The sequence below is a fragment of the Parachlamydia acanthamoebae genome (assembly GCF_000875975.1).
GTDB lineage: Bacteria > Chlamydiota > Chlamydiia > Chlamydiales > Parachlamydiaceae > Parachlamydia > Parachlamydia acanthamoebae.
This window is the reverse complement of record NZ_BAWW01000008.1, coordinates 89,031-112,334: the sequence shown is the minus strand read 5'-3', so window position 1 is coordinate 112,334 and position 23,304 is coordinate 89,031. Positions and strand designations below refer to the sequence as shown.

The window sequence follows — 23,304 nt, the reverse complement described above, 5'->3', positions numbered from 1 at the left end:
ACAGGGTTATTGCGAATCGAAGTAGCTCGTAGAGCAACTTTACAGTTATTTTGATCTTCTTTTATATAAATATTGTTCTTTCATCATTCTTTTTGATGTGCGATTTTCCACAGACTCATTTTTTTACCTAAATAGTGTTTTAGCTACGCTTAAAAGTTTTACGATGGCTTTTTTAGAGAATCTCTTACAATCTCTTTAATAATACCTTCTAGTCTTCGAATATATTTGGGGGAGGTCGATCTTTCTCATGTGTAGGTTGAATTGAATGCCATTGCGAAATAGCATTTTCAGAATACCAAAAAAGGAAGGCTTACATATTGAATAATAAATTACACCGCGGCCTATTTATTTTGTATAGGAGGCTCCCGCCAGCATCGTGTTTAACTAACTGTAAGCCCTGCTTCTCTTTGTTCAATTTTCTGGATTAAAAAAAATGGTTGTGATTTACTCCATTTTTTTCATGATATGGGATATCGGTAGGTCTCATGCATTGATCATGGATTCAAATGCTAGTCGTTCTACCTTTTAAAAGCTCTAGAACGAGTATTGAAAACAAGAGGTGCAAACATAAGGCGTTTGGCCATTTTTCATTTGACTGAGAGAATAAATGTTATTGAAAAGTATAAAGACTTTATCCAGAAAATGCTTATTCTGCTACCTATCGGTAATGCTATCCGGTTGTTCGTTTATTCCTGTCTATGAAAGACCTCCCTTGCCTACCGCAGAGACATATCCCAGAGAAGAATGTACACAGAACTGCTCGAACATCCGGCAGCTTTGCTGGCAAGACTTTTTTACCGATCCGGCTCTCCAACAACTGATCGCGCTGGGGCTGGATAATAATCGGGACTTGAGAATAGCCATAGGACGAATATACGAAGCAAGAGCAGTGTATGGCCATAGCTGGGCGGATCTGTTTCCTACCGTCGATGGAATTGTCCCAGGTCTTCGAACTCGATTGCCTGGTGATTTATTATCAAGTGCACTTTCAACATTCTCCCTCCAACGACACCATCAACACCAAGCAACCCCGCAATTTTCAGTTCCGCTTATTTGGCTGCTCTTAGTATTAATGCATGGGAGCTTGATTTTTGGGGGCGCCTTCGAAGTCTGAAAGATGCCGCATTAGAAGAATATCTAGCTACCGAAGAGGCAGAACATGCCACTTTCATAAGCCTGATTGGACAAATTGCCAACACATATTTAATGGAACGCGAACTAAACGAGCTGGTTAGTATTGCCAAAAAAACTGTTGAAAGCCGTCAAAAGTCATACCATTTAATGAAACGGCGCTTTGAAGAAGGCTCATCATCAAAGTATGAAGCCATTCAGGCTGAAACGCTTTTGCAGCAGGCAAAGGCCGATTTAACTGTACTTGAACGTAGGCGTGAGTTGAATTGGAACGCTATGACGCTTCTCGTTGGCACACCTATAACCCTCGATAATCATTTACTGTCCCAAATCGAAGCTTATTTTATAAAGGAGATTTGCCCAGGGCTGCCTTCCGAATTACTATACAATCGTCCCGATGTGCTTGCTGCTGAACATAGATTGATGGCAGCCTATGCCAACATTGGCGCCGCCAGAGCAGCCTTTTTTCCTGCGATTTCACTGACGGGAGCCTATGGTTCAGCCAGCAGCGAACTTAAAAATCTGTTTCACCCGGGAAGCAAATTTTGGTTTTACTTTCCAAGTATCTCAGTTCCGATATTCGATTGGGGAAAAAATTTATCGGATCTAGGATTGGCAAAAGCACGCCAGAATATAGCTGTCAGCCAATATGAACATACGATTCAAGTTGCTTTTCGCGAAGTTGCCGATGCTCTGACTGAACGCGCATGGTTAGCAGAACAGAGTGTTATTCAAACCGAGGCTTTAGCTTCTCAACGTGAGCGCGCACGTTTGGCATGGATTAGATACGAACATGGAACTTCTCCCTATCTTGAATTTCTGGATGCTGAGCGGGACAGGTTTTCTGCTGAACAAGATCTTGTGCAAACACGACGTGCTTTTCTTGCCAGTGGAATCAACTTATTTATCGCACTTGGTGGTGGCTATAGTAGATAAATATGAATTCATCTACCGGCTTGTTGCTAGGACATTTTAATAAGGAATATCATGATAAAAGATAAGAAAATGTGGTTAATGGGTGCTCTAGGGCTGCTTATTATCGGAATCCTAGCTTTCGTCTTATGGCAAAGCTATATGCAACACAAAAAAAAGGACATTGTCAGTGGAAATGGGAGGATTGAGGCCACAGAAATTAATCTTGCGCCTCGGATAGCCGGTCAAATTAAGGAGCTTCTTGTGGAAGAAGGGGACTATGTCAAGGCAGGGCAGGTTTTGGCTTATATGGACCCTGATGTCCTGGAGGCACAGCTTCGAGAAGCCAAAGGTAGGCTGCTTGCGGCGAGAAGTGATGTTGCTATTAACCAAAGCAGACTTATTCAAAAAAAGAGTGAAAAAGCTGCTGCAGAGGCGGTATTGAAGCAACGCGAAGCTGAATTAGAAGTCTCAGAGAAAAGGTTGGCACGTTCTTCAAAGTTGGTTCTAGAAGGGGCGACTTCGCAACAGACCGCCGATGATGATTATGCGTCCTTTAAAAGTGCGGTTGCTGCTAAAAACGCGGCTATTGCCCAAGTTGAAGCTGATGATGCGGCCATCGTAACCGCACAAGAAGAGGTGACTGGAGCCAAATCGTCTGTTGAGGCTAATGAGGGGTCCGTAGCGAAAATAGAGGCGGATATAAAAGACAGCGCTTTGAAAACTCCTCGCGATGGACGAGTGCAGTATCGTGTAGCACAGGCAGGAGAAGTTGTCCCAGCTGGTGGTGCTGTATTGAGCCTGGTTGATCTAAGCGATGTCTATATGACTTTCTTTCTTTCAACGGCTTATGCGGGAAAGGTATCTATTGGGCAAGAAGTGAGATTAATACTCGATGCTGCTCCGTATTATGTCATTCCAGCATACGTCTCGTTTATCTCTGATGTCGCTCAGTTTACTCCAAAAACAGTAGAAACAGCGACAGAAAGAGAAAAATTAATGTTTCGCATCAAAGCTCAGATACCGAAAGATTTTCTCAAAGAGAATATCGCTCAGATTAAAACCGGATTGCCAGGCGTAGCGTACCTTAGGCTAGACCCTGAAAAGCCATGGCCGGACGATCTGCAGATAAATAAAAACCAAGGCCAACTTATTTTCAGGTAAATATATGAGCGTTCAACCCCAAACAAAATCGCCTTCTATAGAGCCCGTTGTGCGCATTAATGGGGTCACTTTGCGGTATGGAAATGTCATTGCGTTAGATGCTGTTGATCTTGATATTCCGGCTGGATGCACTGTTGGAATGATAGGACCGGATGGCGTAGGAAAATCGAGCCTTTTGTCTCTCATAGCTGGCTCACGAGAAATCCAAACAGGCAAGGTAATGGTTTTTGATGGAGATATGTCAGACAAGAAATATCGTGAGGCGCTCTGCCCCAAGATAGCCTATATGCCTCAAGGGCTTGGCAAAAACCTCTATCCGACTCTTTCTGTTTTTGAAAATGTCGATTTTTTCGGCCGCCTATTTGGACTAGGCTATCGTGAGCGAAAACAGCGCATCGATGAGCTTTTGCGTGCGACAGGGTTGTTTTCCTTTAAAGATCGACCAGCCAGTAAACTCTCTGGCGGTATGAAGCAAAAACTAGGAGTCTGTTGTGCATTGATCCATGATCCTGACTTATTGATCCTCGATGAACCTACGACAGGTGTCGATCCTCTCTCCCGTAGATTTTTCTGGGAGCTTATAGATCGTATCCGTGCAGTTAATCCGAATATGAGTGTGCTTGTTGCGACTGCATACATGGAAGAAGCAGTGCGTTTTAACTGGCTTGTGGCCATGAACGCCGGGCGCATACTTTTTACAGGAAAAGTTGTAGATTTTTTGGCGAAGACAAATTCTACAAACCTGGAGAAAGCATTTATCACCATGCTTCCTGAAACTCAGCTTAAAGATTACAAACCGGTAGTTATAATTCCCCGCAAAGTGGAAGACGTTTCGGAAATAGCCATTGAAGCCACGAATTTAACCATGCAGTTTGGTGATTTCACGGCCGTTGATCATGTAAGTTTCAAAATAGGACGTGGGGAGATTTTTGGATTCCTTGGTTCTAATGGCTGTGGGAAGACAACGACTATGAAAATGCTGACTGGACTTCTACCTCCGACTGAAGGCGAAGCCAAGTTATTCGGCAAAATCCTCAATTCAAATGACCTGGAGACTCGAAAACGCGTCGGCTATATGTCTCAGGCTTTCTCCCTTTATACCGAACTTACTGTAAAACAAAATCTCGTTCTTCATGCACATCTTTTCAATACACCCAAAGAACAGATCTCAGAAAAAGTGCAAAAAACCATCTCTCGGTTCGGGCTCGAGGGAGAAATTAATAGCCTTCCAGAATCTCTCCCTTTAGGAATGCGTCAAAGGCTATCATTAGCAGTCGCGATGATTCACGGTCCGGAGATACTGATTTTAGACGAGCCCACCTCAGGCGTAGATCCTATCGCGCGCGATGCTTTTTGGCAAATCATGATTGATCTTGCCCGGAATGATAGAGTGACCATTTTCATTTCCACTCACTTTATGAATGAAGCTGAGCGTTGTGATAGAATTTCTTTGATGCATGCAGGAAAGGTGCTGGCATGCGGTCCCCCGGCTTCTTTAGTTGAACAGCGCAAAGCGAAATCATTAGAGGAAACTTTCATCAAGTATCTTGAGGATGCGGGTGCCGGCAGAGCGGAATCTAAAGAAGAAGAGGCAAGTTTTTCGACCCCTACCCTTGGGGCCGTTGCACAAAAAGCCCAGCCTAACAAAACAAACTCAAGTTTTTTTAACATTCGGCGAATGACTAGCTATCTTCTACGAGAGTCATTGGAACTTTATCGTGATCCTACCCGCTTATCCCTTTCAATAATTGGAAGTTTTATCTTAATGCTGGCATTTGGATACGGAATCACTATAGATGTAGAGAACCTTTCTTTTGCTGTGTTGGACAGAGACCAGACGTTTATTAGCCGCGATTATGCTTATAATATAGCGGGGTCGCGATACTTTATCAGACGTGCGCCCATTAAAGACTATGAAGATATGGATCGGCGCCTGCGCAATGGTGAAATTAGCTTGGCCATAGAAATCCCTCCCGGTTTTGCACGTGACGTGCAGCGCGGCAGACAGGTAAGTATTGGGACTTGGATTGATGGGGCGATGCCAAGGCGTGCGGAAATTATCCGTGGCTATGTGGAGGGAATGCATTTGCATTGGCTACAAAACTCGGCGAGGAAGTGGCTTGAAATCCATACTCCACGAGAGCTGATATCCATTGAAACGCGTTTCCTTTATAACCCCGATGTTAAAAGTGTTCCGGCGATGGTTCCGGGTGTCATTTCGCTTCTCTTGATCATGATTCCTGCAATTCTCAGCTCGCTTTCTGTGGTGAGAGAGAAAGAGCTCGGCTCCATTATTAACTTCTATACCACTCCAGTAACACGTCTCGAGTTTTTAATTGGCAAGCAAACCGCCTATGTAATCCTGGCCCTGATAAACTTTATTCTTTTGGTTGGAGTGGCCCTTCTCATTTTTGATGTGCCGCTTAAGGGAAGTTTTTTAACCCTTGCAGCTGCAACATTCCTTTATGTGATTATATCCACTAGCATAGGATTGCTATTTTCCACCTTCACTAACAGCCAGGTAGCCGCAATTGTCGGAACGGCTATCATAACCATGGTTCCAACGCTCCATTTTTCTGGGATTCTCGATCCAATTTCATCTTTGGATGGGGGAGCCTATTTCATCGGACATATATTTCCAACAAGTTATTATTTAACCATTGCTAGAGGTACCTTTTCGAAAGGACTTGGCTTTCATGATCTCCAGGTGTGGTTCATTCCGCTCATAGTGACTATTCCCATTTTATTGGGATTGACAATAGCATTATTGAGAAAACAGGAGCGCTGACTATGCGAGTGGTAAATATATTTTATCTTGGACTTAAGGAATTGATCAGCCTAGGTCGAGATCCTATTTTGATGGTGCTGATTTTGTATGCTTTCAGTGTCTCCATATACATTGTTGCCATGTCCTTGCCTGAAACACTTCACAAAGCTCCTATCTCAATCGTTGACGAAGACCATTCCCAACTATCAAAAAGGATTATTGATGCGTTTTATCTCCCTTATTTCAGCGCACCGACGCTAATCACTCTTAATGAAGTTGAGGAACGGATGAATTCCGGTTTTGATACTTTTTCGATCGTCATTCCAACCAAATTTGAGCAAGATGTGCTTGGGGGAAGAAAACCTATAGTTCAGCTAAACATTGATGCGACTCGAGTAAACCAAGCTTTAATAGGCAATGAACAGGTCGAACAGATTATAATGACCGAGGTCATGGCCTTTTTACAAGGGCACCGGATCAACAAATCATTTCAAGTAGATGTACCCTTTAGGATATTTTTCAATCCCAATTTGACGGAAAGTTGGTTTGGTGGAGTGATGGAGCTTATCAGCAACATTACTTTGCTTTCGGCTATTTTGACTGGAGCAGCTTTGATCAGGGAAAGAGAACACGGGACTGTGGAGCATCTGTTAGTGATGCCCGTTACCCCATTCGAAATTATGCTTAGCAAAATATGGTCCATGGCGCTAGTCGTTATGATCACTTCATTCGTCTCATTAGTGCTAATTATACAAATGCTGATTGGAATGCCCGTTAAAGGTTCCTATCTATTATTCCTAACAGGGACATTTATGCATTTGTTTGCCACTACCTCTCTGGGCATTTTTCTTGGCACGATGGCTCGCTCCATGCCTCAGTTCTCCCTACTTGTGATACTTGTCCTTTTACCTTTGGAGATCCTTTCTGGTGCTGTCACTCCTCGTGAAAGCATGCCTGGATGGATTCAGAACATTATGTTGGTGGCCCCCAACACGCATTTTGTGATGTTCGCGCAGGCTGTGTTGTATCGAGGAGCTGGTCTATCGATTGTTTGGCCACAGCTTCTTTCTCTGGCTGTAATTGGGGCTATCTTGTTTTCGATATCCCTGACTCGTTTCCGAAAAACACTTGCTTTAATGACATAATGGGGAAGCTTAGAACACAATACTGAACAATCTGTCATTGAAGGAACCACTGAAACTGTCGCAAGTGAAACCCTCTGGTAGTCGGATAGTGAAATTTATCCGAATATCAACCAAGATGAGGAAGGACTAAAAAGCTATTCATCCAATTCTAGTTTCCCGGCATTGCTAAAATTAGCCCTTAGATTAGTATTTAAAGGTGGTTTTTCAAGAAAATTTAGGTGCACCATTACTTAAAAGGAATGGGCATAAATAAAAAAAAATTAAAGTATTTACAGTTAATAGTTTTCCCAAATACAGGTTGGTGATTTTGCGCTATGTTAATTTCGAGGTTCGGGAATCAGCATGGCCTTTCCCCGAACCAATAGTTTTTCCTCTTTGCCTAATCGGACAATAATTGATTTGCCAAGTCTTTGGCCAGTTTGCCGTCAACTGAATTGTTAAGTTTCATAATGCTCTTCATCACCAATCCAAAATCCTTCTTTGTTTTGGCTCCAGAATCCGCGATGGCTTGAATGACGATTTTTTTGGTTTCTTCAGGAGAAAGAGCTTTAGGTAAAAATTCTTGCACAATTTCCAGCTCACTTTTTAATTTCTCTGCGATGTCCGGTCGATTAAAAGTTTGAGCTTGTTCCAGGGCTTCTTTTAGGCTGCCAAAGTAAGTCTTAAATAGCTTTAAAACTTCTGCGTCTGGGAGGTTGCAGCGAGCATCCACAGCTAATATTTTTGATTTTAGCATTCGCAAGGTATCGAGTCTAATTTGATCTCGGCTTTTCATTGCTTCTTTGATGCCATCATTGATTTTTTCGACTAATGCCATAATTAACCCCTTTCACTTCGATTTTAAGTTTTATCTCTAATAAGATTTGGCAATAGCTTAAATCAGTTTTTGATTTTTCCCAATCAAAAGTTCGGGGATAGGGATTATGTCTATGCGAGAAGCTTTGAGAAAGTTTACAGATCGTAGACAATCCTTCTCAAAGGAAACAATCAAAACCTTATCTTTAGATATCTTTTCCATGAAAATTCTTGGTATTAAACAAGCTATTTTTGGGAGTTTGGCCAACGCGATCTAGGGCTAGATATATTGAGTGCTTTTTATGAAATCGCCAAACAAAATTGTTGTAATATCGCTTACATTTGAGTGGAGATGGATCGGATTAATCATGAAATACTTAAACTTCTGGCTGAATGAACTGTTTATATCAAGCGTGTGGATGATTTAAGATCTCAGAGATCTAAAATAGCAGACGATCATCAACGGGTAGCAGATCAAGAGCAAAAAATCATTGATCAATCAATTGTGTTGAAGCTTCCAACTGAAATCAGAGTTCCTGCTTGCTAAGTGTTTTTGGAAAGTTGAATTAAATTTCAACAGGGTTACATGGATCAATTGATTTCTGAGATTGCGTGAGCATTTACAATTATTTCCCATCATTATAATCTGCAAGGCATCTTTTAAAGATTTATACAAAAATTTAAAGCGAATAGAAAATGTTGAAACATATTATTTTTACATTGGCATCTTTTGGGCTTTTAAGAGCCTCATTATCCGCACAACTTCCCGATCCTTTACCTGAGCAATTTACTGTTAATCAGCGATGGTTTTCATGGACATCCGATTTTGATATTGAGACAAAAGAATATAGATTGGGCTACATCCATCGCAAGTTTATTTCTTGGATGATCGAATATGAATTCCGGGATATTTATGATCAACTTGAGTCAAGAGCAAAAGCTCGTTGGTTGTCATGGGGAGCGGTATTCGATGTAATTGATGCCATGGATAATCCCCTTGGGATAGTCGAAGAACGAATTTTTACTTTTTTTCCTACATTTGACATCATTTCTCCAACAAGAGAAATACTTGCTATTGCTAAATTGAATTTTTGGGGAACACGCTATACTTTAAAAGACCCTGTGACCGATATTTCCATGGTAACACTATACAGACCTTTCTTCCGTTGGAAAGAGAATTGGACGGTAACAATTGAAAATCCTGCTTTGTTTAATCAAAAGCAGATAGATCCACGTCTTTTCCTCATCGTCATGGCATTACAATCGGACCGAGAAATGTGGGCAAGGAAGAGGCGCCGAAACAGCAAATCGAGCTATTCCAAAGTTCCCTTTGCATGCACAATGCAAGATTTGTTAGATACCGAAAAATTGTCAGACACAAAAAATGCATTCAATGCTTTACGTGAACAATTAGAAATCTATCGAAGCATATTGACTTCAGTAGATCCCTCAGAATTTGATTTGGAGCAAGTTGAGGAAATCGTGGAAACCAAATTGCAATCCATTGAATATCCTTCAACTGAAAATGAAAAAGGCGAGGAAAGGATTATTTCAGGTTTACAATATCTTATGCCTCTTTTGGATAGTAATGAGCTAACGGATGGGCAGAAAAGTGCTTTGTACATGCTCATCGATTATAAACTCAATAAATAATATTTAAACTTAGAGAAGTCGATCAAATGCAGGAACTAATTTTGGATGAGGTTTCGTCAATTTTGGCACAGTTGAAAGTTTGGAAGCAAAACTAATAGTTCAAAGATTGACGGAATTTATAATCATACGCGATGTGCGTTCTCCTGATTCACAGGCAGCTTCCATTGTTCCAGGAGCTTCCAGTAAAATGGAGGTATGCTCGCCAGCAAAATAAAGTTGTTGGTTGATGGGAGCAAAAAGTACCTTAACTTTTTCGCCTTGCTCTTCTTTTATTGTAGTCAATTGGGCTTCTTGGCCTGGAGCAATGTAAGAATAGGAACCTTTTGCATAGGGATCATTTGGCCAACTATAGCCCACAGGGTTTTCATAGGAAGCAAAAGATTGATCTTCTGCTAATACCGGAGTAGAAAAAGGTGGTAAAGCATTTCCAAACCCTATTTCTAACATAGGCCTATCTTGTTGATAGGTCTCCATAATAGTTTCAGCTGAGAATCGACTTGTAATGTCAGTGTAATACAAGGTGAGAATATTGCAATTTACATCGAAGAAGCAGCCCAGATGGTCATTAAAGAATCCTATTCTTGCTGGAGGGGGAGTGGAAAAAGGGATCAAGATTTTGGCATTCGTGCCATATTGCACCTTTTGTATGTCTTGAAGTCTAGTTAGGGGTAGAATATTTTGGTCAAAAATGATCTCTTGATAGACTGAACAGGGGATTGCTAATACAAGAATATCTGCTGTTACGATTTGATCATCCTGAAATGTTAAAGCAAAGGTATGGTCTAAGTTCTTTGAGACTCTTTTTAGAGGGGTATTGAGATGGAGTTTGCCTTCTAGTTTTTGGGCAAGTTTTTCTGGAAGTAATGCATTTCCACCTTTAATGCTCAAAAGATCAATATAGGTTTCTGTCCCAGCCCCTTGATGAACTGCTGACAAGCCACCAAGAAGCATATGATACAATGTCTCTGTATATATAGGGGAAAGTTTTTCGATTGTGGCCCCCTCATAACCCGCTAATCTGACAGCTAAAGTTTTGTAAAGGGGATTTTCTTCTTCAAGGATTCCACGCAATACATCACGCATTGTCGTCGATTCTTGCATAAGCTTATTTAGTTTTATTCTGAGGTTTTCTGGATCAAATGGATTGTTTCTTAAAAGTTGTTCTGCAAATATGAGTTCTTTTCCTGTGTAATAGGCATAATTTAGAGAAACTGTATCACTTATTAATTCAAGATCCAATTCTTCAATTAAACGGCGCATATTCTTTGCTTCTCCACCGTCTGTGATGTTTTGTCCACCTAATTCCGCAATGTGGCCTCTAACCTTTGCAGTGAGAATTCTTCCACCAACTCGGCTGCGAGCTTCATAAACATCAACATCCATGCCTTTTTGTTGCAAACGATATGCGGTTGTCAATCCTGCCAATCCAGCTCCTACAACAGCAATTTTGGGTGTTTTGCTTTCTGCAATCATTGAGGTGGTTGTGAAAAACATCGTCATGAAGTAAAGTACCTTTGAAAAAGCCATTGAATCTCCATTGAGAGCATCACTGCAAGCAATCATCTAGCTAAGTTTTAAAAAAAGTAATCGTTTTATTCCTAACAAAAAAATTGATTCATTACAAGAGACTTCTGTGTATGTTTTGATATTAAAAGAGCTTTTCACTGTGTTGTTGCATGGTCTCAATGAATGATTCAGGGATTTACCAAAACTCTGGTAGTTGGTGAATGCTCCTGAGATTGTTATTTTGAGAAAAAAGAGACGTTTTGAAGAAAAACTTCGAGAAAGTGTCGATTAAACTTGTATATGCGCTTGTGAGTGTTTTTCCAAGTTCCGCGTTTGACTGTAAAGCCAATCGTTGCAATCGCTATATTCACGCGTAAAAATGGCATGAGATCTTTGTAATCAGGAATAGGGCGTATGCTTGCATAACCCTCTAAAAAAGATTTTTTGCAATTTGGGTTATTTGGCCATCCTCCATGCTCTAGAAGGCAAAAATCTTCCTCTGCAAAACTTGCGCGTGCTCCAGCCCAATCGATAATTCCTTGCAGTTTGCCATTATAAATAATTAGATTCCCTGGACGAAAATCACGATGGACCATGCAAGGACCGTCTACAGAATTTAAGAGATCGAGATGTGCATCATAATAGGATTGGCATTGTTCAATGAGTTTTTTAGGCAGATGGTTTCTACATTCATCTAAACCCTCTTTAAATTTGAATGTAAAATAGGCGCGTGGATTGTTACTCAAATGATCTCGTTGAATTGGATCACCGTAGGTAGGGATCCGATTGAGGTGAATACATGCAAGCTGAGAGCCCAATTCGTAAGCTAGGCTGGTTGTAAATTTCGTTTCTTTAAGTAAAGCCCCAGGTAGGTATTCCATTAAAATAGCTCCACAGGTGCCTCTATCTGGCTGTACGGCTTCGACAATGCGAGGAACAGGTAATTTATCTGCGAAATATTTCAAAAAATAAATTTCTCTGAAATAATCGTTTAAACGTTCATGTATTTTTAAAATGAGCTTGGTGCCATTAGAAAGCATCACCTTATAAACGGTTGCAACCATTGCATCCTCATGATCTATGAGGATGAAAGCGGCATGTTGAAGATTAAGGTGTTGTTGAAAAAAAGTGACGAGATGATAATTCATGTTGATTTTGTTAAATTGCATATCCTTAAAAGGACCCAAAGATAACCTTTGGATCCTTTAACAAGTTCAATTATCTGATTTGAAGATTGTTGATAACTTGATTAACTCCAGAAGCATTTTGAGCTGAAGTTGTCATAAAATCACTTATTTCTCTACTAGATACCGATCCGGACAATGTAACAACACCATTATGTGTGGTTATTTGAACGGTTTGTAGTTCAGATGCCAAATTTGGCTGAGAAAGAAAAGCATTACGCAGGCTACTCGAAATAGCACGATCCGCAGGTGTTTCCACCACAAACTGTTCTTGCGTAGCCGTTGGTGTTCTTGTTACTTCAGGAGTTCTAGTGCCACTACTTAAAAAGTATGTAGCCAATAAGAGAAGGGGGATTCCCAAACCTAGAAGCCATTTGAAAAGAGTCGAATTATCTTCTTCTCTTCTGACTCTATCTTCTCTTCTAGCAGTATCTTCTCTTCTGATCGTATTTGCATCCTCTCTTCTTAGCTTTTCATCACGGATAGCATCTCTAGGTCCTGCTGCCATCCTATCAAAATTCCAAGATCGGATTCTATCTTCAGCTTCTTCTTTCGAATAGCCATATTTTTGCTGTAGCTTAGCGACAAGTTGATCATATCGTCCGTTAATTTGTCTGATGTCATCTTCAGACAAATTGCTGAATTTTTCTCTCAAGATTTCACGGACTTGAACCCAGTTAGTTTCTAGTACATCCCTGTTCATAAAAACCTCCTTTTCAAGGCCAATGCTGTTAGGCCAATATAAATATGCTAAAACGATAGAATCTATCTTGTCAAACTGCTTTCTTCTATTTTAATATGTAAATATCTGAAATTAAGTGTGTTGATGCATTTAAAATTATTTTTTAACTATAAGAGAAAATACCGCAGATTATTCCTGATTGTCAAAGTGTACACAAAACCGCAGGAAATAGCAATTTCTCGAGCATTACACCATACTAAATTCTTCAAATGCTTTAAGGGCTTCTGCTGCATACATTAATGAAGGTCCACCCCCCATGTAAACAGCCATGCTTAATGTCTCGAGAAATTCCTCACGAGTTACTCCCAATCTGACCAAGGATTGGGTGTGAAAGCCAATGCAACCATCGCAACGTGCCGCAATGCCAAGAGCAAGCGCTATTAATTCTTTTGTCTTTTTATTAAGTGCTCCATCTTTTGTTGCAGCTTGGGCTAAATGGGAAAATCCATTCATGACATCTGGAATTTCTTTACGCATTTTTGATAAATACATGGAAATATCTGCTGTAATCTCTTTATAATTTTTTGTCATAACTCACTTCCAATCAGTTTTTTTGTTTAAATTTATCAAATAAAAATCTTTCATAATTGCTAGCAGGACAACTCAATATCAGAACTCATTTTTTTGGCTTCTCTCAATTAGCACCAACAGTTGCAGATTGAGAGAAGTTATTTCTAATAGATCTTAAAGGTTCTTACTGAAGATATAAGCAACCTTTCCTCTGCGACTCCAAGCTTCTATAAAGTTTGAGAGATCATAAGAAACATGTGTTTGATCATCGGAGGGAAATGCTGGATCCATGCAAATCACTTTTTGATTTAAAGAATCATATCCGATAACCACCATCAAATGTCCCGCGGAATAACTCAGAGCACTTCCATGTAAAGGGCCTCTCACGCTGACAATGATGGGGGTCCCTTGGATTAACCGTTGATGTATCTGATCAAATCCATTCAATCTCTCTACCCAACAACTCCAAGATGAGCCTAATTCAGAAGAGGCCTGTGCGACATTAAACACCCAATTTCCAAAAATATCGAAACCACGATCCCACACGTTTTGTGCAAAATAAATAGGGTCAATAGCATCATTATTCGAAAGGTAGCGTATGACAGCAGTTGTGGAAGTTGGGGAGCAAAGAGCATTATGTCGAGCATGATTAATTGTCATTTGTGAAAGCCCTGGTACATCGATATGGATTAAGTTTGATGAAGGGAGTCGCTCAGGTAATAATTGTGGGGTATTCCCGTTTGTATAAACATGGAGATGATGGATGTTATACAAGACACAATCTTCAGGAACTATTTTTATTTTAAAACCTGTGGCTTTTTTCCCTTCCAATACTTCAAAAGTATCCTGGTAAACTTTAACAAAATTCTCTGGAGCCGAGTTTGAAAAGCTTGATTGCCCGTCACTTCCCCATGAGGCGTATAAGAGCCAAGGAGACCATTCATTGACCTTAGCACTTACATAAAAAAGCAATTTTCCTTCGGTGGGGCGCATGCCATTCCAAGATAATATGAGTTCATCAAAAGGACTTAAGTTTTCTTCTTTCCATTCTTGCTCAAAGGGGGCTTCTCGGTGAGCCATATAAGCTTCTAAATGAAAGATGTTAAACAACATAAAAAAATAAAAAATAAGGTTTTTCATAAATTCTCCGACTTATAAAATGTGTTTTTTTGTGTTATAAACTTTGCTGTTCGCAAGATTGATAAAATTCTGTACGTATCTCTACTAACAAGTGATTGATGTATTCCAAGTTTGGTTTTTTAGGTAAAAGAGAGCATTGAAAAATCTTTTCGATTTCTTGCACTTTATCGTTCATCTGTTCCTCAAGTTCAGCGAAGCTTAAAATACCTTTTCGAATATTTAAAAGTTCTTCTCGTGCAGGAGGGCGAACGACAAGCATTCCAGAACGCCCTATTTCCTCAGTCATCATTAATAAGCGAAATAGGTGCATCATATTTTTGGAATCATAGTTTTTGCTATGTTCAAGGGTATTATGAAATCGATCTTCATTGCGATTCTCAACCCAATCCCAGTATTCTTTATAGTCTTTGCAATAAGTGCTATACCCATCTTTATTGAATGACATTGTTGCAATAGGTATTTCGCCTGTTGGAATGGTACTGAGAGCTACATCGCCTGAATTTTCATGATGTATGATCCCTTTGTAGCCATTGTCTGGGTCATAAAAAATGGCATAGAGATCCCGCATATGAGGAATTACGGATAATCCGCAGTTTTGGGGGGAAAGACTTTGATTTTTTAAGAAGTTCAATAAAGGAATAGAATGCTGATTATCTAAAACATAGCAAAAATCCATAACACTTTTATGTTTTTTATCAACAGGGTGTAGGATTTTTTTCTTGAGACCTCGAGCTTTTTTGAACTGGCTTACAGCGTAACCTAGAAAGGTATCCTTGCATAATTGAGAGAGAAAATCTAGAGATTTGATTTTGTCATATAAAGGATGTTTAAAGAGAATGCAATCTTCTGGAATGTTAAGCAATTCCAGCATGCTAGGATTGTTTTTTGCTAATAAATCGAGAAATTTTCTAAGTTCATAATAGATAATATTCTGACGTTCATCATTGATTTGATCTTGGTAGTCAAAAGAATAAAACTTTTCTCGAGGCAAAATAAAAACTCCTCTAATATCCTCATCAGAAGTTTCAGTGGATAACCCATAGGCTTTACTGCCGCTAATGCACTCAAAAATAATGCAATTACTTTCTTTAAGCTCTTTTAGATCCATCTTTCAATTATCCTTCGATTGTATTCTGAAAAAACGTATTTAACACTTTGTAATCAAGAAAGCCTTTTGGTAAGGAAGAGGCTGTAGATTCACATAAGGAGATTGTTTCATAAAAAAAGTGATTTAGGTCAGTTTCACGCGGATGTAAATAAGATTCATTTTGAGTGGCTTTGAGTTGAAGAAGAACATGAATTTTTTCAATTAGAAGCTTTTTTTCATTTATTACATCCATAAGTTTGTGTAATTCCATTGGGGGAATGGTTTTAAAACGATGTAGCCATAGCGCTGCCAAAGTTGACCGCAGACAGTAAAAGTAGGTCTTTAGCTTAACCATGTTCTCACTGATGCATTTTTCATAATATTTTTTTGATGAGCTTAGATAATGATACATGGTTGCTATTTGCGAAAAACAAGAAGTGGATATTTCTGCAAAATCCTTTTTAAATGTTGTGTTTTCGACATAAACAATAGGGGATTGAATCCATTCGTAGAGAACAGCGTTATGTTTGATCAGGAGCCGAAGTGCTTTTTTTAAATCCCATCCATTAATATCAAGAATACTATTGATGGGAAAGTCCAGGACATCCGATTCTTCACGTAAAGACAGGTACCAGGTTTTTGGATGTTTATAGATGAATCGCACATCAAAATCGCTATCAGGTGATGGAAAGCCCCATGCACGGCTTCCAGATTCACAAGCAAACAGGATGTGTATATTCTGTTCTTTTTCGATTTCTTCAATTTTAGTTTTGATGAGGCTTTTACTATCTTCCATCATTTTACCTTTTTTTAAAATGCATGATTAAAAATAAAACGAATTATCAAGAAGCACAAAATGATTGGATATTAAAATTGTTATATGACAATTTGTGTTTCAAGCAATTGAATTGCTTATTTCGTATCAAAAATGATTATTCTGACCACTCAATCAGCATACACATCGGGAGAATATAATGAAAAAATTATGTTTCGCTATAGCGTGGACAATCTTTTTAGCAGGCTCTTTTCAAATAAATGCTGCGGGATATAATCAAAATGCGCTGCATACACATTTATTGCCCAATCTTGGAGCACCTTTTGCAGTCGCACTTTATCTCCCAAAAAATTATGTTTCCATTAGGTCTGAAGGCATGCCTAGCGATGAGTATATTTTAGGGCCAAATGATTTAGGTAAAAATTTTGTAGAAAATCCACGATTACTTACAAAGCCTGTGATTCATGTGGCAAAAGAAGATGGAATTAAATCCTTTTCTGTTGATATGAAGCAAATGATTGCACAAATGAAGAAAGAGTTCCCAAAAGGATTTGAAGCAGCTTTTTCTCAATGGGGAAATTATCCACTCGTTGCAATTAAAATGATTATTGGAAAAGATGTTGTGCATATGGCCTATGTCGGTCTTAATGATAGAGCTGGAAATGTTCTCGTGTTTCATCTTATTTATCCAACTAAAAAAAATTTTGGAAATAGTCCAAGCAAAGAAGATCTTGCTCTTTGGGTCAATTTCTTAAATGGGACAAAACCATTAAATAATTAAGACTCTTTCTAAAGACAATGTGGGGCATGCATGTCTAAGATTATTTATCTTAACGGGCCTTCGAGTTCTGGTAAGACGACGGTGGCGAAGGCCCTTCAAAATGCATTTATAGAACCGTATCTTCATATCAGTCTCGATAAAATGATTGGTTTTATGCCAGAAAAGATCAATAACTGGGAAGGAGGGGCTGCTCCTCTTGGTTTTTCTTGGAGGCCTGCCGTAGATCCGACAGGCCATCCCATCTATAAAATTCATGCAGGTCCTTTCGCTGATAAGATCTCAAGAACTCTCAAGGATGTCGCCATACTTCTTGTTTCCCAGCAATATAATCTGATTATCGATGACGTGGCATTTGGTATTCTTGAAGTTGGTGAATGGAAGCAAGCTCTCAAAGATTACCCTGTTCTGTATGTAGGAGTGACTACTCCTCTAGATATTTTGGAGAAACGTGAACGTTTGCGAGGAAATCGATTTGTGGGAGGGGCTCGTGGACAGTATTTTAAAGTTCATGAAAACGTCGCTTATGATCTAGAAATTGATACGCACGCTCAAAGCTTAGAAGAAAATATAGAAAAAATTAAACAGGCTTTCTCTGAAAAAGAGAATTCAAAACAAGTTTAATTTATCTTTTAAACGAAGCATGGTTCTGTAGCTTTTTTTAGAGCAGGCGATTTTTCTATCTCACATTCCATATTCACCCAATATTCCATCATATTTTGTGTTTCTGCAAAGCCCCATGTGCGATAAGCATTGAGGGCCTTTTCATTCGTTATGCGAGTGGAAAGAAGAATTTTTTTGGTTTCAGGAAATTGATTTAAAATCGAACTCATTAATAATTTACCTAGGCCCCGATTTTGATTTTTTGGAGCAATTCCAAAAACAGGAACTCGTACGTTGCTTTGAGGTTGTTCTTTAGAAATAAAGAAATAGATGATTCCAAGAGGTGCTTTTGTCTCTTTATTTTTAGCAGTTACAATTAGATGATCATAAGCGGCGCATACTTCTTTATTTACGACCATGCTTTTTGCAAAGCCCTCTGCAAAAAAAAGTCTTAAAATTGCTCTTATTTTCTCTTCGGCAAAATTCCAGTTGACGTTGCTGAGACCATTTTTAAAAAGTGGTTCAAGTGTATTTAAAAACATGTCTTTACCGATTGATTCAGGAAACTGCATAGCAAATTGCTTTTCTACGGGCATATAAGCTTCGGCCAAAATTTCGCTATATTCATTGAATTGTTCTGAAAGAAATGTGGATTGCGGATCGATTTGTTTTAGTTCGATGAGAATCTCTTCGCCTGTTTTGTCGTGAACTACATATGAAAGGGTGTCATTTGGAAAAGTTTCAACTTTATGAGACATTTTTCTCTTGTGGGTATTAAGTTGATTGTTGTTTTAGGTTAAAGGCCTTTCGGTATATGATAAAAGGAATAGAAAAATTTTTCTATCAAAATCACATGCGAAATATTTGGAACCAGCTGAAGAGAATAAAAACGTTTTTAAATTATTCAGCCTTTAGAGAAAATTTCCAATTGTATATTGCTTTAAGAAAAACGATCTCTTGAGCCTAGGCTAATGCAATCAGTTCGTCCTTGTGCAATTTTGCCCACTCTTTGAGCGTCGTTCCTTTGCGTCCAATGAGTAGAGGGGCATCATCGCGGACTTCAGCAATATAGGCCATTCTACCGTCCACAACTTGCTCGAAAAATTTTTGTACTCCAATAAAATAGGGATCTACGTAGGTCACATTAACGCTGAAATCTTTGATAAATTGCTCGGGTGGTTGTGAGTCAGCAATGAATTTTTTGCCTGTGACTTCTGTCAGAATCCAGGCAATTTCGTCTAAATTTAAAGACTCTGTTGAAAACCAATAATCTTTTCCGTGGTGTTTCGCTGGACCTTCAGTTAAAATTTTGACAGAAGCTTCCGCAACATCTTCTAAGGCAATCCATCCTAACTTTTTATCATTGGCATAAAAACGAACTTTACCATTCTTAACCATGCTATAGAATCCTGAAAGATTTTGCATAAAGCAATTCGGATGCAGAAACGTGTAAGAAATCCCGCTTGCCTTAATGTACACTTCAATCATCTGGTGCCAAGCGAAATGAGGATCGTAGCAGTCTTCTTCAGGTGTAAATACACCTAGATGAACGATATGTTTGACATGGGCCTTTTTAGCGGCATCTACAATGGCTTTACTTTGCACAAGCATATCAACAGTATAGCCTGTGAGTAAAAAAAGTCTTTCTACACCTTTCAGAGCTTCAGGAAAAGTTCGCGGATCGTCAAAATCTAGATAAACAGCATGTCCGTATTTTTCTTTAAGCGTTGGTAATTGTTCTCGTTTTCTGGTTGCCACTGAAAGTGTGACTGAATCCTTTTTTTTGAGACCATCAGCAATGATTTTTCCTAACTGACCTGTAGCACCAAGTACTAGGACAGTCGGTTTGTTAGAAGATGCCATCTTTGCCTTCCTTGTTAAGGTTAGGAGTTTTGTTATGACGACTTAGCGAAAAATGCTATCATATTTGGGATTTGCAAATATGATCAAAAATTAATCTATGAGTAAGGAAATGCAATGTCAATGGTATTTTTTTATTTGAATGGTTGAGGGAGGAATCAATGGGCAATGTGGATGAGCAAATTTTAGATATTAATGAACTTCAAAATTTCAAAAAACGTCCTTTAATTGGTGTGGCTGTAGTTGTTTTTAAAAATAATAAAGTTTTGTTAGGTAAAAGAAAAAACTCGCATGAGGAAGGAAAATGGGCTTTTCCTGGTGGACACCTAGAGTTTGGAGAAAGTGTCGAAGGCTGTGCTTCTAGAGAGTTAATGGAAGAAGTTGGCTTACAGGCTATTTCTTTAAAAATTGGTCCCTGGGTCGAAAATATCATGGATGCCGGCAAAAAACATTATGTTACGCTATTCGTATTTGTGGATAGTTTTAGTGGAGAGCCTCAACTGTTAGAACCGGATAAATGTGAAGGATGGGAATGGTTCGAGTGGGAGAATCTTCCGTCGCCAATTTTTCCTACAATCATTACTTTGAAAAACAAAATTTCCATTAGTGATTTGACAAATGAAGCTTGAGATCGCATTTTAAGAATGATTTGGAAAATTTTCATAGCGAGTTTTTTGCTTTTTGGACCTTGCATAAAGTTTAAAATGAATTTGATGAAAGTGATCTGCTAAATGGATAGTCAATCCCGCATATTGACTATGAATGCGGCTCATAAAATGAATTGGAAGACTAATTCTAAAAGCGAGGCCGACCTTGTATTAAACCAATCTTTTCCATTTTATTTTCTCGATTCGAGAATTTAAAGTTCACGATTTTTTGTGGGGTGTGTTTTCGAGGAATTGAAAATTTAATTTTGCATACCAATGAAATTACGCATCTAATATAATGCAAATACTTAAAGCTAAAAAGAGTATGGGCAATATGAACTTAGAAACACACGTTTACGAAGAGAAGCCGGAAGGTTTTTCTCCTAAAGTAGAGGTCGCAGCAACTTATGTCATTGTGGATGATAAGCTTTTACTTTTGGAGTTGGCCCAAGGCAAGCAGGAACCTGGATTTTGGGGAGTTCCAGCTGGAAAAATTGAATTTAATGAAACCGTTGTAAAAGGTGCTTTTAGAGAGTTATTTGAAGAAACAGGCATTCAAGTTAGCTGTGAGAGTTTATTTTGCTCTATTGGTCAACTTTATATACGCAAGCCTGAAATGGATTATACTTATCATCTCTTTGAAATTGTCTTAGATAAACAGCCCGTTATTCAGCTATCTAGTGAGCATACTCGTTATAAATGGGTCTCTAAGCAAGATGTGGAGAAACTGCCTTTAATGAAGGGAGCGAAGAAAGCCTTGGATTTCTACCATACAAAAGTCGGCGATCCTGTACATCGAGGAGATGCACTCCTACAACTTGACACTCGGGCATTAAGAGCTAAGCTGGAAGTACAAAGAGCAAATGTGGAAGTGGCCGAAGCAACTCTCAGAAAAGCGATCGATCAGTTTGAAAGAGTTAAGAAGGTAAAAGATCCTCGAGCAGTCAGCAAAGAAGATGTTACAACGAGAGAAAATGAAGCCCGGGTTGCTGAAATGAGAGTGAAGGCAGCCAAAGCCGAAGTCGAGGAAACCACCGAACTGTTAAACCGTTTAATCGTCCGTTCACCTATTGATGGAATTCTGCTTAAACAAGATGTAAGAGACGGGGAATTTGTTAGCAGAAATAAACCTTTATTGATGGTCGGCAATTTGAAGAACTTGCAAATACGGGTAGATATCGATGAGCAAAACGCAGGATATTTTGATAAAAATAGTCCAGCCGTTGCTTATCCCAAAAATAATGCTAATGTGATGATTCCGCTTAAATTTGTCCGTATTGAGCCCTATGTTGTTCCTAAAAAATCCCTGACAGGAACTTCTGAAGAGCGAGTGGACACACGTGTCTTGCAGGTGATCTATTCTTTTGAAGAACCCAAGGACTATAACATGTATGTGGGGCAACAAGCAGATGTTTATATAGATAATCCATTACCAGAGCATCATGAAGACTAAAATCTATTTTTACTTTTGCTTGAGCATGTTGTTTTTACCTGGTTGTGTGGTAGGTCCTAAGTATCATCGCTCATGTTCTCCCACACCCGATCATTGGAAATATGAAGAACAAGAAGAAATCGCCAATCCAGATGTTGAGAATTGGTGGGACATTTTTGAAGACCCCATTCTAAATAGCCTGGAATTGCAGGCTCTAGGAAATAATCAAAATCTCTTTGCTGCATTGTTTCGTGTTTTTCAAGCTAAAGCGTTAGCAGATATTCGTAAGAGTGACCTTTATCCTCAAGTCAATTTAGATCCCGACTACAATAGCACAAATGGATTGATTGAGGTTTTTGGATTACCTGCGAATCTTCCGACGATTTTGCGTGCGCATCAAATGTTATATGCACTCCCGTTCAATTTGAAATATGAATTGGATCTGTGGGGTAAATTGAAAAGTCAATATTGGTCTTCTTTACGACAATTAGAAGCACAAGAAATGGCCTTCCAATCCAGTGTACTAATTTTAACATCTGAACTGGCAAGCACATATTTTCAAATCCGTTCATTAGATGCCCAAATTGATGTTTTAAAAGACACCATACGTGTTCGCAAAGAAGAAGTAGAGGTTAATCAAGAACGATATGATGCAGGTCTAGTTAGCTATATCGATGTTTCACAGGCAGAACGGCAATATCAAAATGCCAACGCACAATATTATGACGTATTGCGACAGCGTGCATTGAATGAAAACATGATTGCCCTCTTGATTGGTGTTCCACCTTTAGACGTTTCAATCGCTTATTCTCCTATTACAGAAATGCCACCTAGAATTCCATCGGGTATTCCTTCTGAGGTTTTACTTAAACGACCAGATGTGAGAGAGGCTGAAAGACGCTCAGCTGCCGAGCACGCTTTAATAGGCGCTGCCTACGCCTCGTTTTTTCCCTCTTTTACCCTCACAAATACTTTGGGTTTTTCAAGTCCTGATTTGCATGACTTCCTATCTGGAAAAAGTCGTTTATGGGCAATTGATGTTCGAGGAACCGAAAACATCTATGACGGAGGGCGCAACATATCGCAGCTGCGTCTTACTTGGGATAGATTCAGAGAAGCGGATGCTCACTATCAGCAGCAAGTTTTGATTGCATTTGAAGAAGTCGAAAGTGCTTTAGCGAATTTGAAATTGCAAGGGGAAGAGATTCACAGTTTGGAAAAAGCAGTGGCGGCGTCACGTGAAACGACTCAATTATCGAATGATCGTTACAGTGAGGGGGTCATCAATTATCTCGAAGTTGTGGATAGTGAAAGAGCCGAATTAGAATTAAAAAGGGATCTTGTCAATCGAATCGGACGTCAATATGTCTCAACGATCCATCTGATTAAAGCAATCGGTGGATTATGGACGCTTCCTTGATGCTGGCATAAAAATTGCATTTTAAGACGTGGTTTGTCTCATTCTTTTGTAAG

Annotated in this window: 21 protein-coding genes; 11 read left to right on the top strand and 10 right to left on the bottom strand. The window is 39.2% G+C overall.

The window, feature by feature from the left end:
• Window positions 1-607 precede the first annotated feature (607 nt).
• From AOM43_RS13650 to AOM43_RS04475, 5 genes are read left to right on the top strand one after another with little or no spacing between them, the layout of a single operon-like run.
• Window positions 608-1,114: an outer membrane factor lipoprotein domain-containing protein gene (locus AOM43_RS13650; RefSeq protein WP_226987395.1), complete on the top strand. Its 507-nt coding sequence runs from the start codon at window positions 608-610 to the stop codon at window positions 1,112-1,114.
• Window positions 1,054-2,067, top strand: a complete 1,014-nt coding sequence (locus AOM43_RS04490) for an efflux transporter outer membrane subunit (RefSeq protein WP_226987394.1) — start codon at window positions 1,054-1,056, stop codon at window positions 2,065-2,067. The genes AOM43_RS13650 and AOM43_RS04490 overlap by 61 nt, the downstream gene beginning before the upstream one ends.
• 51 nt (window positions 2,068-2,118) lie before the next feature.
• On the top strand, window positions 2,119-3,207 hold the full coding sequence (locus AOM43_RS04485) for an HlyD family secretion protein (RefSeq protein ID WP_059359225.1): 1,089 nt from the start codon (window positions 2,119-2,121) through the stop codon (window positions 3,205-3,207).
• A gap of 4 nt (window positions 3,208-3,211) precedes the next feature.
• Window positions 3,212-5,995, top strand: coding sequence for a ribosome-associated ATPase/putative transporter RbbA (gene rbbA / locus AOM43_RS04480; RefSeq protein ID WP_006341122.1), 2,784 nt, complete (start codon window positions 3,212-3,214; stop codon window positions 5,993-5,995).
• 2 nt (window positions 5,996-5,997) lie between these two features.
• Window positions 5,998-7,119 (top strand): ABC transporter permease, encoded by a 1,122-nt coding sequence (locus tag AOM43_RS04475; RefSeq protein ID WP_006341121.1) that lies wholly within the window; start codon window positions 5,998-6,000, stop codon window positions 7,117-7,119.
• A 379-nt stretch (window positions 7,120-7,498) separates the two neighbouring features.
• Here the strand turns inward: AOM43_RS04475 and AOM43_RS04470 are convergent, their stop codons facing one another.
• On the bottom strand, window positions 7,499-7,936 hold the full coding sequence (locus AOM43_RS04470) for a GatB/YqeY domain-containing protein (RefSeq protein WP_006341120.1): 438 nt from the start codon (window positions 7,934-7,936) through the stop codon (window positions 7,499-7,501).
• Window positions 7,937-8,610: 674 nt separating this feature from the next.
• Between AOM43_RS04470 and AOM43_RS04465 the strand changes: the two genes are divergently transcribed.
• Window positions 8,611-9,567, top strand: coding sequence for an LURP-one-related/scramblase family protein (locus AOM43_RS04465; protein ID WP_006341117.1), 957 nt, complete (start codon window positions 8,611-8,613; stop codon window positions 9,565-9,567).
• 99 nt (window positions 9,568-9,666) lie between these two features.
• Here the strand turns inward: AOM43_RS04465 and AOM43_RS04460 are convergent, their stop codons facing one another.
• The 7 genes from AOM43_RS04460 to AOM43_RS04430 all read right to left on the bottom strand — a co-directional run bounded on the left by AOM43_RS04460 (window position 9,667) and on the right by AOM43_RS04430 (window position 16,532).
• Window positions 9,667-11,094, bottom strand: a complete 1,428-nt coding sequence (locus tag AOM43_RS04460) for a flavin monoamine oxidase family protein (RefSeq protein WP_193374855.1) — start codon at window positions 11,092-11,094, stop codon at window positions 9,667-9,669.
• A gap of 215 nt (window positions 11,095-11,309) precedes the next feature.
• The gene (locus tag AOM43_RS04455) at window positions 11,310-12,242 is read right to left on the bottom strand and encodes a phosphotransferase enzyme family protein (RefSeq protein WP_226987393.1); all 933 of its coding nucleotides are present in this window, start codon (window positions 12,240-12,242) and stop codon (window positions 11,310-11,312) included.
• Window positions 12,243-12,291: 49 nt separating this feature from the next.
• Window positions 12,292-12,960 carry a BON domain-containing protein gene (locus AOM43_RS04450; RefSeq protein ID WP_006341114.1) on the bottom strand — a complete coding sequence of 223 codons (669 nt, stop codon included), beginning with the start codon at window positions 12,958-12,960 and terminating at the stop codon, window positions 12,292-12,294.
• A 225-nt stretch (window positions 12,961-13,185) separates the two neighbouring features.
• Entirely contained in the window at window positions 13,186-13,530 is a 345-nt protein-coding gene (locus AOM43_RS04445) for a carboxymuconolactone decarboxylase family protein (RefSeq protein ID WP_006341113.1), read from the bottom strand.
• Window positions 13,531-13,683: 153 nt separating this feature from the next.
• On the bottom strand, window positions 13,684-14,649 hold the full coding sequence (locus AOM43_RS04440; protein WP_006341112.1) for a C39 family peptidase: 966 nt from the start codon (window positions 14,647-14,649) through the stop codon (window positions 13,684-13,686).
• Window positions 14,650-14,683: 34 nt separating this feature from the next.
• Window positions 14,684-15,757, bottom strand: coding sequence for a DNA polymerase beta superfamily protein (locus AOM43_RS04435; RefSeq protein ID WP_006341111.1), 1,074 nt, complete (start codon window positions 15,755-15,757; stop codon window positions 14,684-14,686).
• 7 nt (window positions 15,758-15,764) lie between these two features.
• Complete coding sequence (locus tag AOM43_RS04430) at window positions 15,765-16,532, bottom strand: nucleotidyltransferase domain-containing protein (RefSeq protein ID WP_100067506.1); 768 nt, start codon at window positions 16,530-16,532, stop codon at window positions 15,765-15,767.
• Between the two features lie 178 nt (window positions 16,533-16,710).
• On the opposite strand from AOM43_RS04430, the gene AOM43_RS04425 reads away from it, so the two are divergent.
• Together AOM43_RS04425 and AOM43_RS04420 are read left to right on the top strand one after the other, a co-directional pair.
• Window positions 16,711-17,292, top strand: coding sequence for a hypothetical protein (locus AOM43_RS04425; RefSeq protein ID WP_059359223.1), 582 nt, complete (start codon window positions 16,711-16,713; stop codon window positions 17,290-17,292).
• 30 nt (window positions 17,293-17,322) lie between these two features.
• Entirely contained in the window at window positions 17,323-17,913 is a 591-nt protein-coding gene (locus AOM43_RS04420; RefSeq protein WP_059359221.1) for a chloramphenicol phosphotransferase CPT family protein, read from the top strand.
• A gap of 8 nt (window positions 17,914-17,921) precedes the next feature.
• Here the strand turns inward: AOM43_RS04420 and AOM43_RS04415 are convergent, their stop codons facing one another.
• Together AOM43_RS04415 and AOM43_RS04410 are read right to left on the bottom strand one after the other, a co-directional pair.
• Complete coding sequence (locus AOM43_RS04415) at window positions 17,922-18,650, bottom strand: GNAT family N-acetyltransferase (RefSeq protein WP_006341107.1); 729 nt, start codon at window positions 18,648-18,650, stop codon at window positions 17,922-17,924.
• Window positions 18,651-18,855: 205 nt separating this feature from the next.
• The gene (locus AOM43_RS04410) at window positions 18,856-19,755 is read right to left on the bottom strand and encodes an NmrA family NAD(P)-binding protein (protein ID WP_006341105.1); all 900 of its coding nucleotides are present in this window, start codon (window positions 19,753-19,755) and stop codon (window positions 18,856-18,858) included.
• A 158-nt stretch (window positions 19,756-19,913) separates the two neighbouring features.
• On the opposite strand from AOM43_RS04410, the gene AOM43_RS04405 reads away from it, so the two are divergent.
• The 3 genes from AOM43_RS04405 to AOM43_RS04395 all read left to right on the top strand — a co-directional run bounded on the left by AOM43_RS04405 (window position 19,914) and on the right by AOM43_RS04395 (window position 23,251).
• Complete coding sequence (locus tag AOM43_RS04405; RefSeq protein ID WP_006341104.1) at window positions 19,914-20,381, top strand: nucleotide triphosphate diphosphatase NUDT15; 468 nt, start codon at window positions 19,914-19,916, stop codon at window positions 20,379-20,381.
• Window positions 20,382-20,733: 352 nt separating this feature from the next.
• Window positions 20,734-21,852 carry an efflux RND transporter periplasmic adaptor subunit gene (locus tag AOM43_RS13645; protein WP_059359219.1) on the top strand — a complete coding sequence of 373 codons (1,119 nt, stop codon included), beginning with the start codon at window positions 20,734-20,736 and terminating at the stop codon, window positions 21,850-21,852.
• A complete protein-coding gene (locus tag AOM43_RS04395; protein ID WP_039377111.1) occupies window positions 21,842-23,251 on the top strand; it encodes an efflux transporter outer membrane subunit in 1,410 nt (469 codons plus the stop codon). The genes AOM43_RS13645 and AOM43_RS04395 overlap by 11 nt, the downstream gene beginning before the upstream one ends.
• The last annotated feature ends 53 nt before the right edge of the window (window positions 23,252-23,304 follow it).

Excerpts from the sequence above, each read along its gene's own strand:
- AOM43_RS04425 (WP_059359223.1), top strand. The coding sequence starts at position 16,711 with ATGAAAAAATTATGTTTCGCTATAGCGTGGACAATCTTTTTAGCAGGC.
- AOM43_RS04410 (WP_006341105.1), bottom strand. The coding sequence starts at position 19,755 with ATGGCATCTTCTAACAAACCGACTGTCCTAGTACTTGGTGCTACAGGT.
- AOM43_RS04475 (WP_006341121.1), top strand. The coding sequence starts at position 5,998 with ATGCGAGTGGTAAATATATTTTATCTTGGACTTAAGGAATTGATCAGC.
- AOM43_RS13650 (WP_226987395.1), top strand. The coding sequence starts at position 608 with ATGTTATTGAAAAGTATAAAGACTTTATCCAGAAAATGCTTATTCTGC.
- AOM43_RS04470 (WP_006341120.1), bottom strand. The coding sequence starts at position 7,936 with ATGGCATTAGTCGAAAAAATCAATGATGGCATCAAAGAAGCAATGAAA.
- AOM43_RS04465 (WP_006341117.1), top strand. The coding sequence starts at position 8,611 with ATGTTGAAACATATTATTTTTACATTGGCATCTTTTGGGCTTTTAAGA.
- AOM43_RS04445 (WP_006341113.1), bottom strand. The coding sequence starts at position 13,530 with ATGACAAAAAATTATAAAGAGATTACAGCAGATATTTCCATGTATTTA.
- AOM43_RS04455 (WP_226987393.1), bottom strand. The coding sequence starts at position 12,242 with ATGCAATTTAACAAAATCAACATGAATTATCATCTCGTCACTTTTTTT.
- AOM43_RS13645 (WP_059359219.1), top strand. The coding sequence starts at position 20,734 with ATGAACTTAGAAACACACGTTTACGAAGAGAAGCCGGAAGGTTTTTCT.
- AOM43_RS04395 (WP_039377111.1), top strand. The coding sequence starts at position 21,842 with ATGAAGACTAAAATCTATTTTTACTTTTGCTTGAGCATGTTGTTTTTA.
- AOM43_RS04460 (WP_193374855.1), bottom strand. The coding sequence starts at position 11,094 with ATGGCTTTTTCAAAGGTACTTTACTTCATGACGATGTTTTTCACAACC.
- rbbA (WP_006341122.1), top strand. The coding sequence starts at position 3,212 with ATGAGCGTTCAACCCCAAACAAAATCGCCTTCTATAGAGCCCGTTGTG.
- AOM43_RS04440 (WP_006341112.1), bottom strand. The coding sequence starts at position 14,649 with ATGAAAAACCTTATTTTTTATTTTTTTATGTTGTTTAACATCTTTCAT.
- AOM43_RS04485 (WP_059359225.1), top strand. The coding sequence starts at position 2,119 with ATGATAAAAGATAAGAAAATGTGGTTAATGGGTGCTCTAGGGCTGCTT.
- AOM43_RS04450 (WP_006341114.1), bottom strand. The coding sequence starts at position 12,960 with ATGAACAGGGATGTACTAGAAACTAACTGGGTTCAAGTCCGTGAAATC.
- AOM43_RS04415 (WP_006341107.1), bottom strand. The coding sequence starts at position 18,650 with ATGTCTCATAAAGTTGAAACTTTTCCAAATGACACCCTTTCATATGTA.
- AOM43_RS04430 (WP_100067506.1), bottom strand. The coding sequence starts at position 16,532 with ATGGAAGATAGTAAAAGCCTCATCAAAACTAAAATTGAAGAAATCGAA.
- AOM43_RS04435 (WP_006341111.1), bottom strand. The coding sequence starts at position 15,757 with ATGGATCTAAAAGAGCTTAAAGAAAGTAATTGCATTATTTTTGAGTGC.
- AOM43_RS04420 (WP_059359221.1), top strand. The coding sequence starts at position 17,323 with ATGTCTAAGATTATTTATCTTAACGGGCCTTCGAGTTCTGGTAAGACG.
- AOM43_RS04405 (WP_006341104.1), top strand. The coding sequence starts at position 19,914 with ATGGGCAATGTGGATGAGCAAATTTTAGATATTAATGAACTTCAAAAT.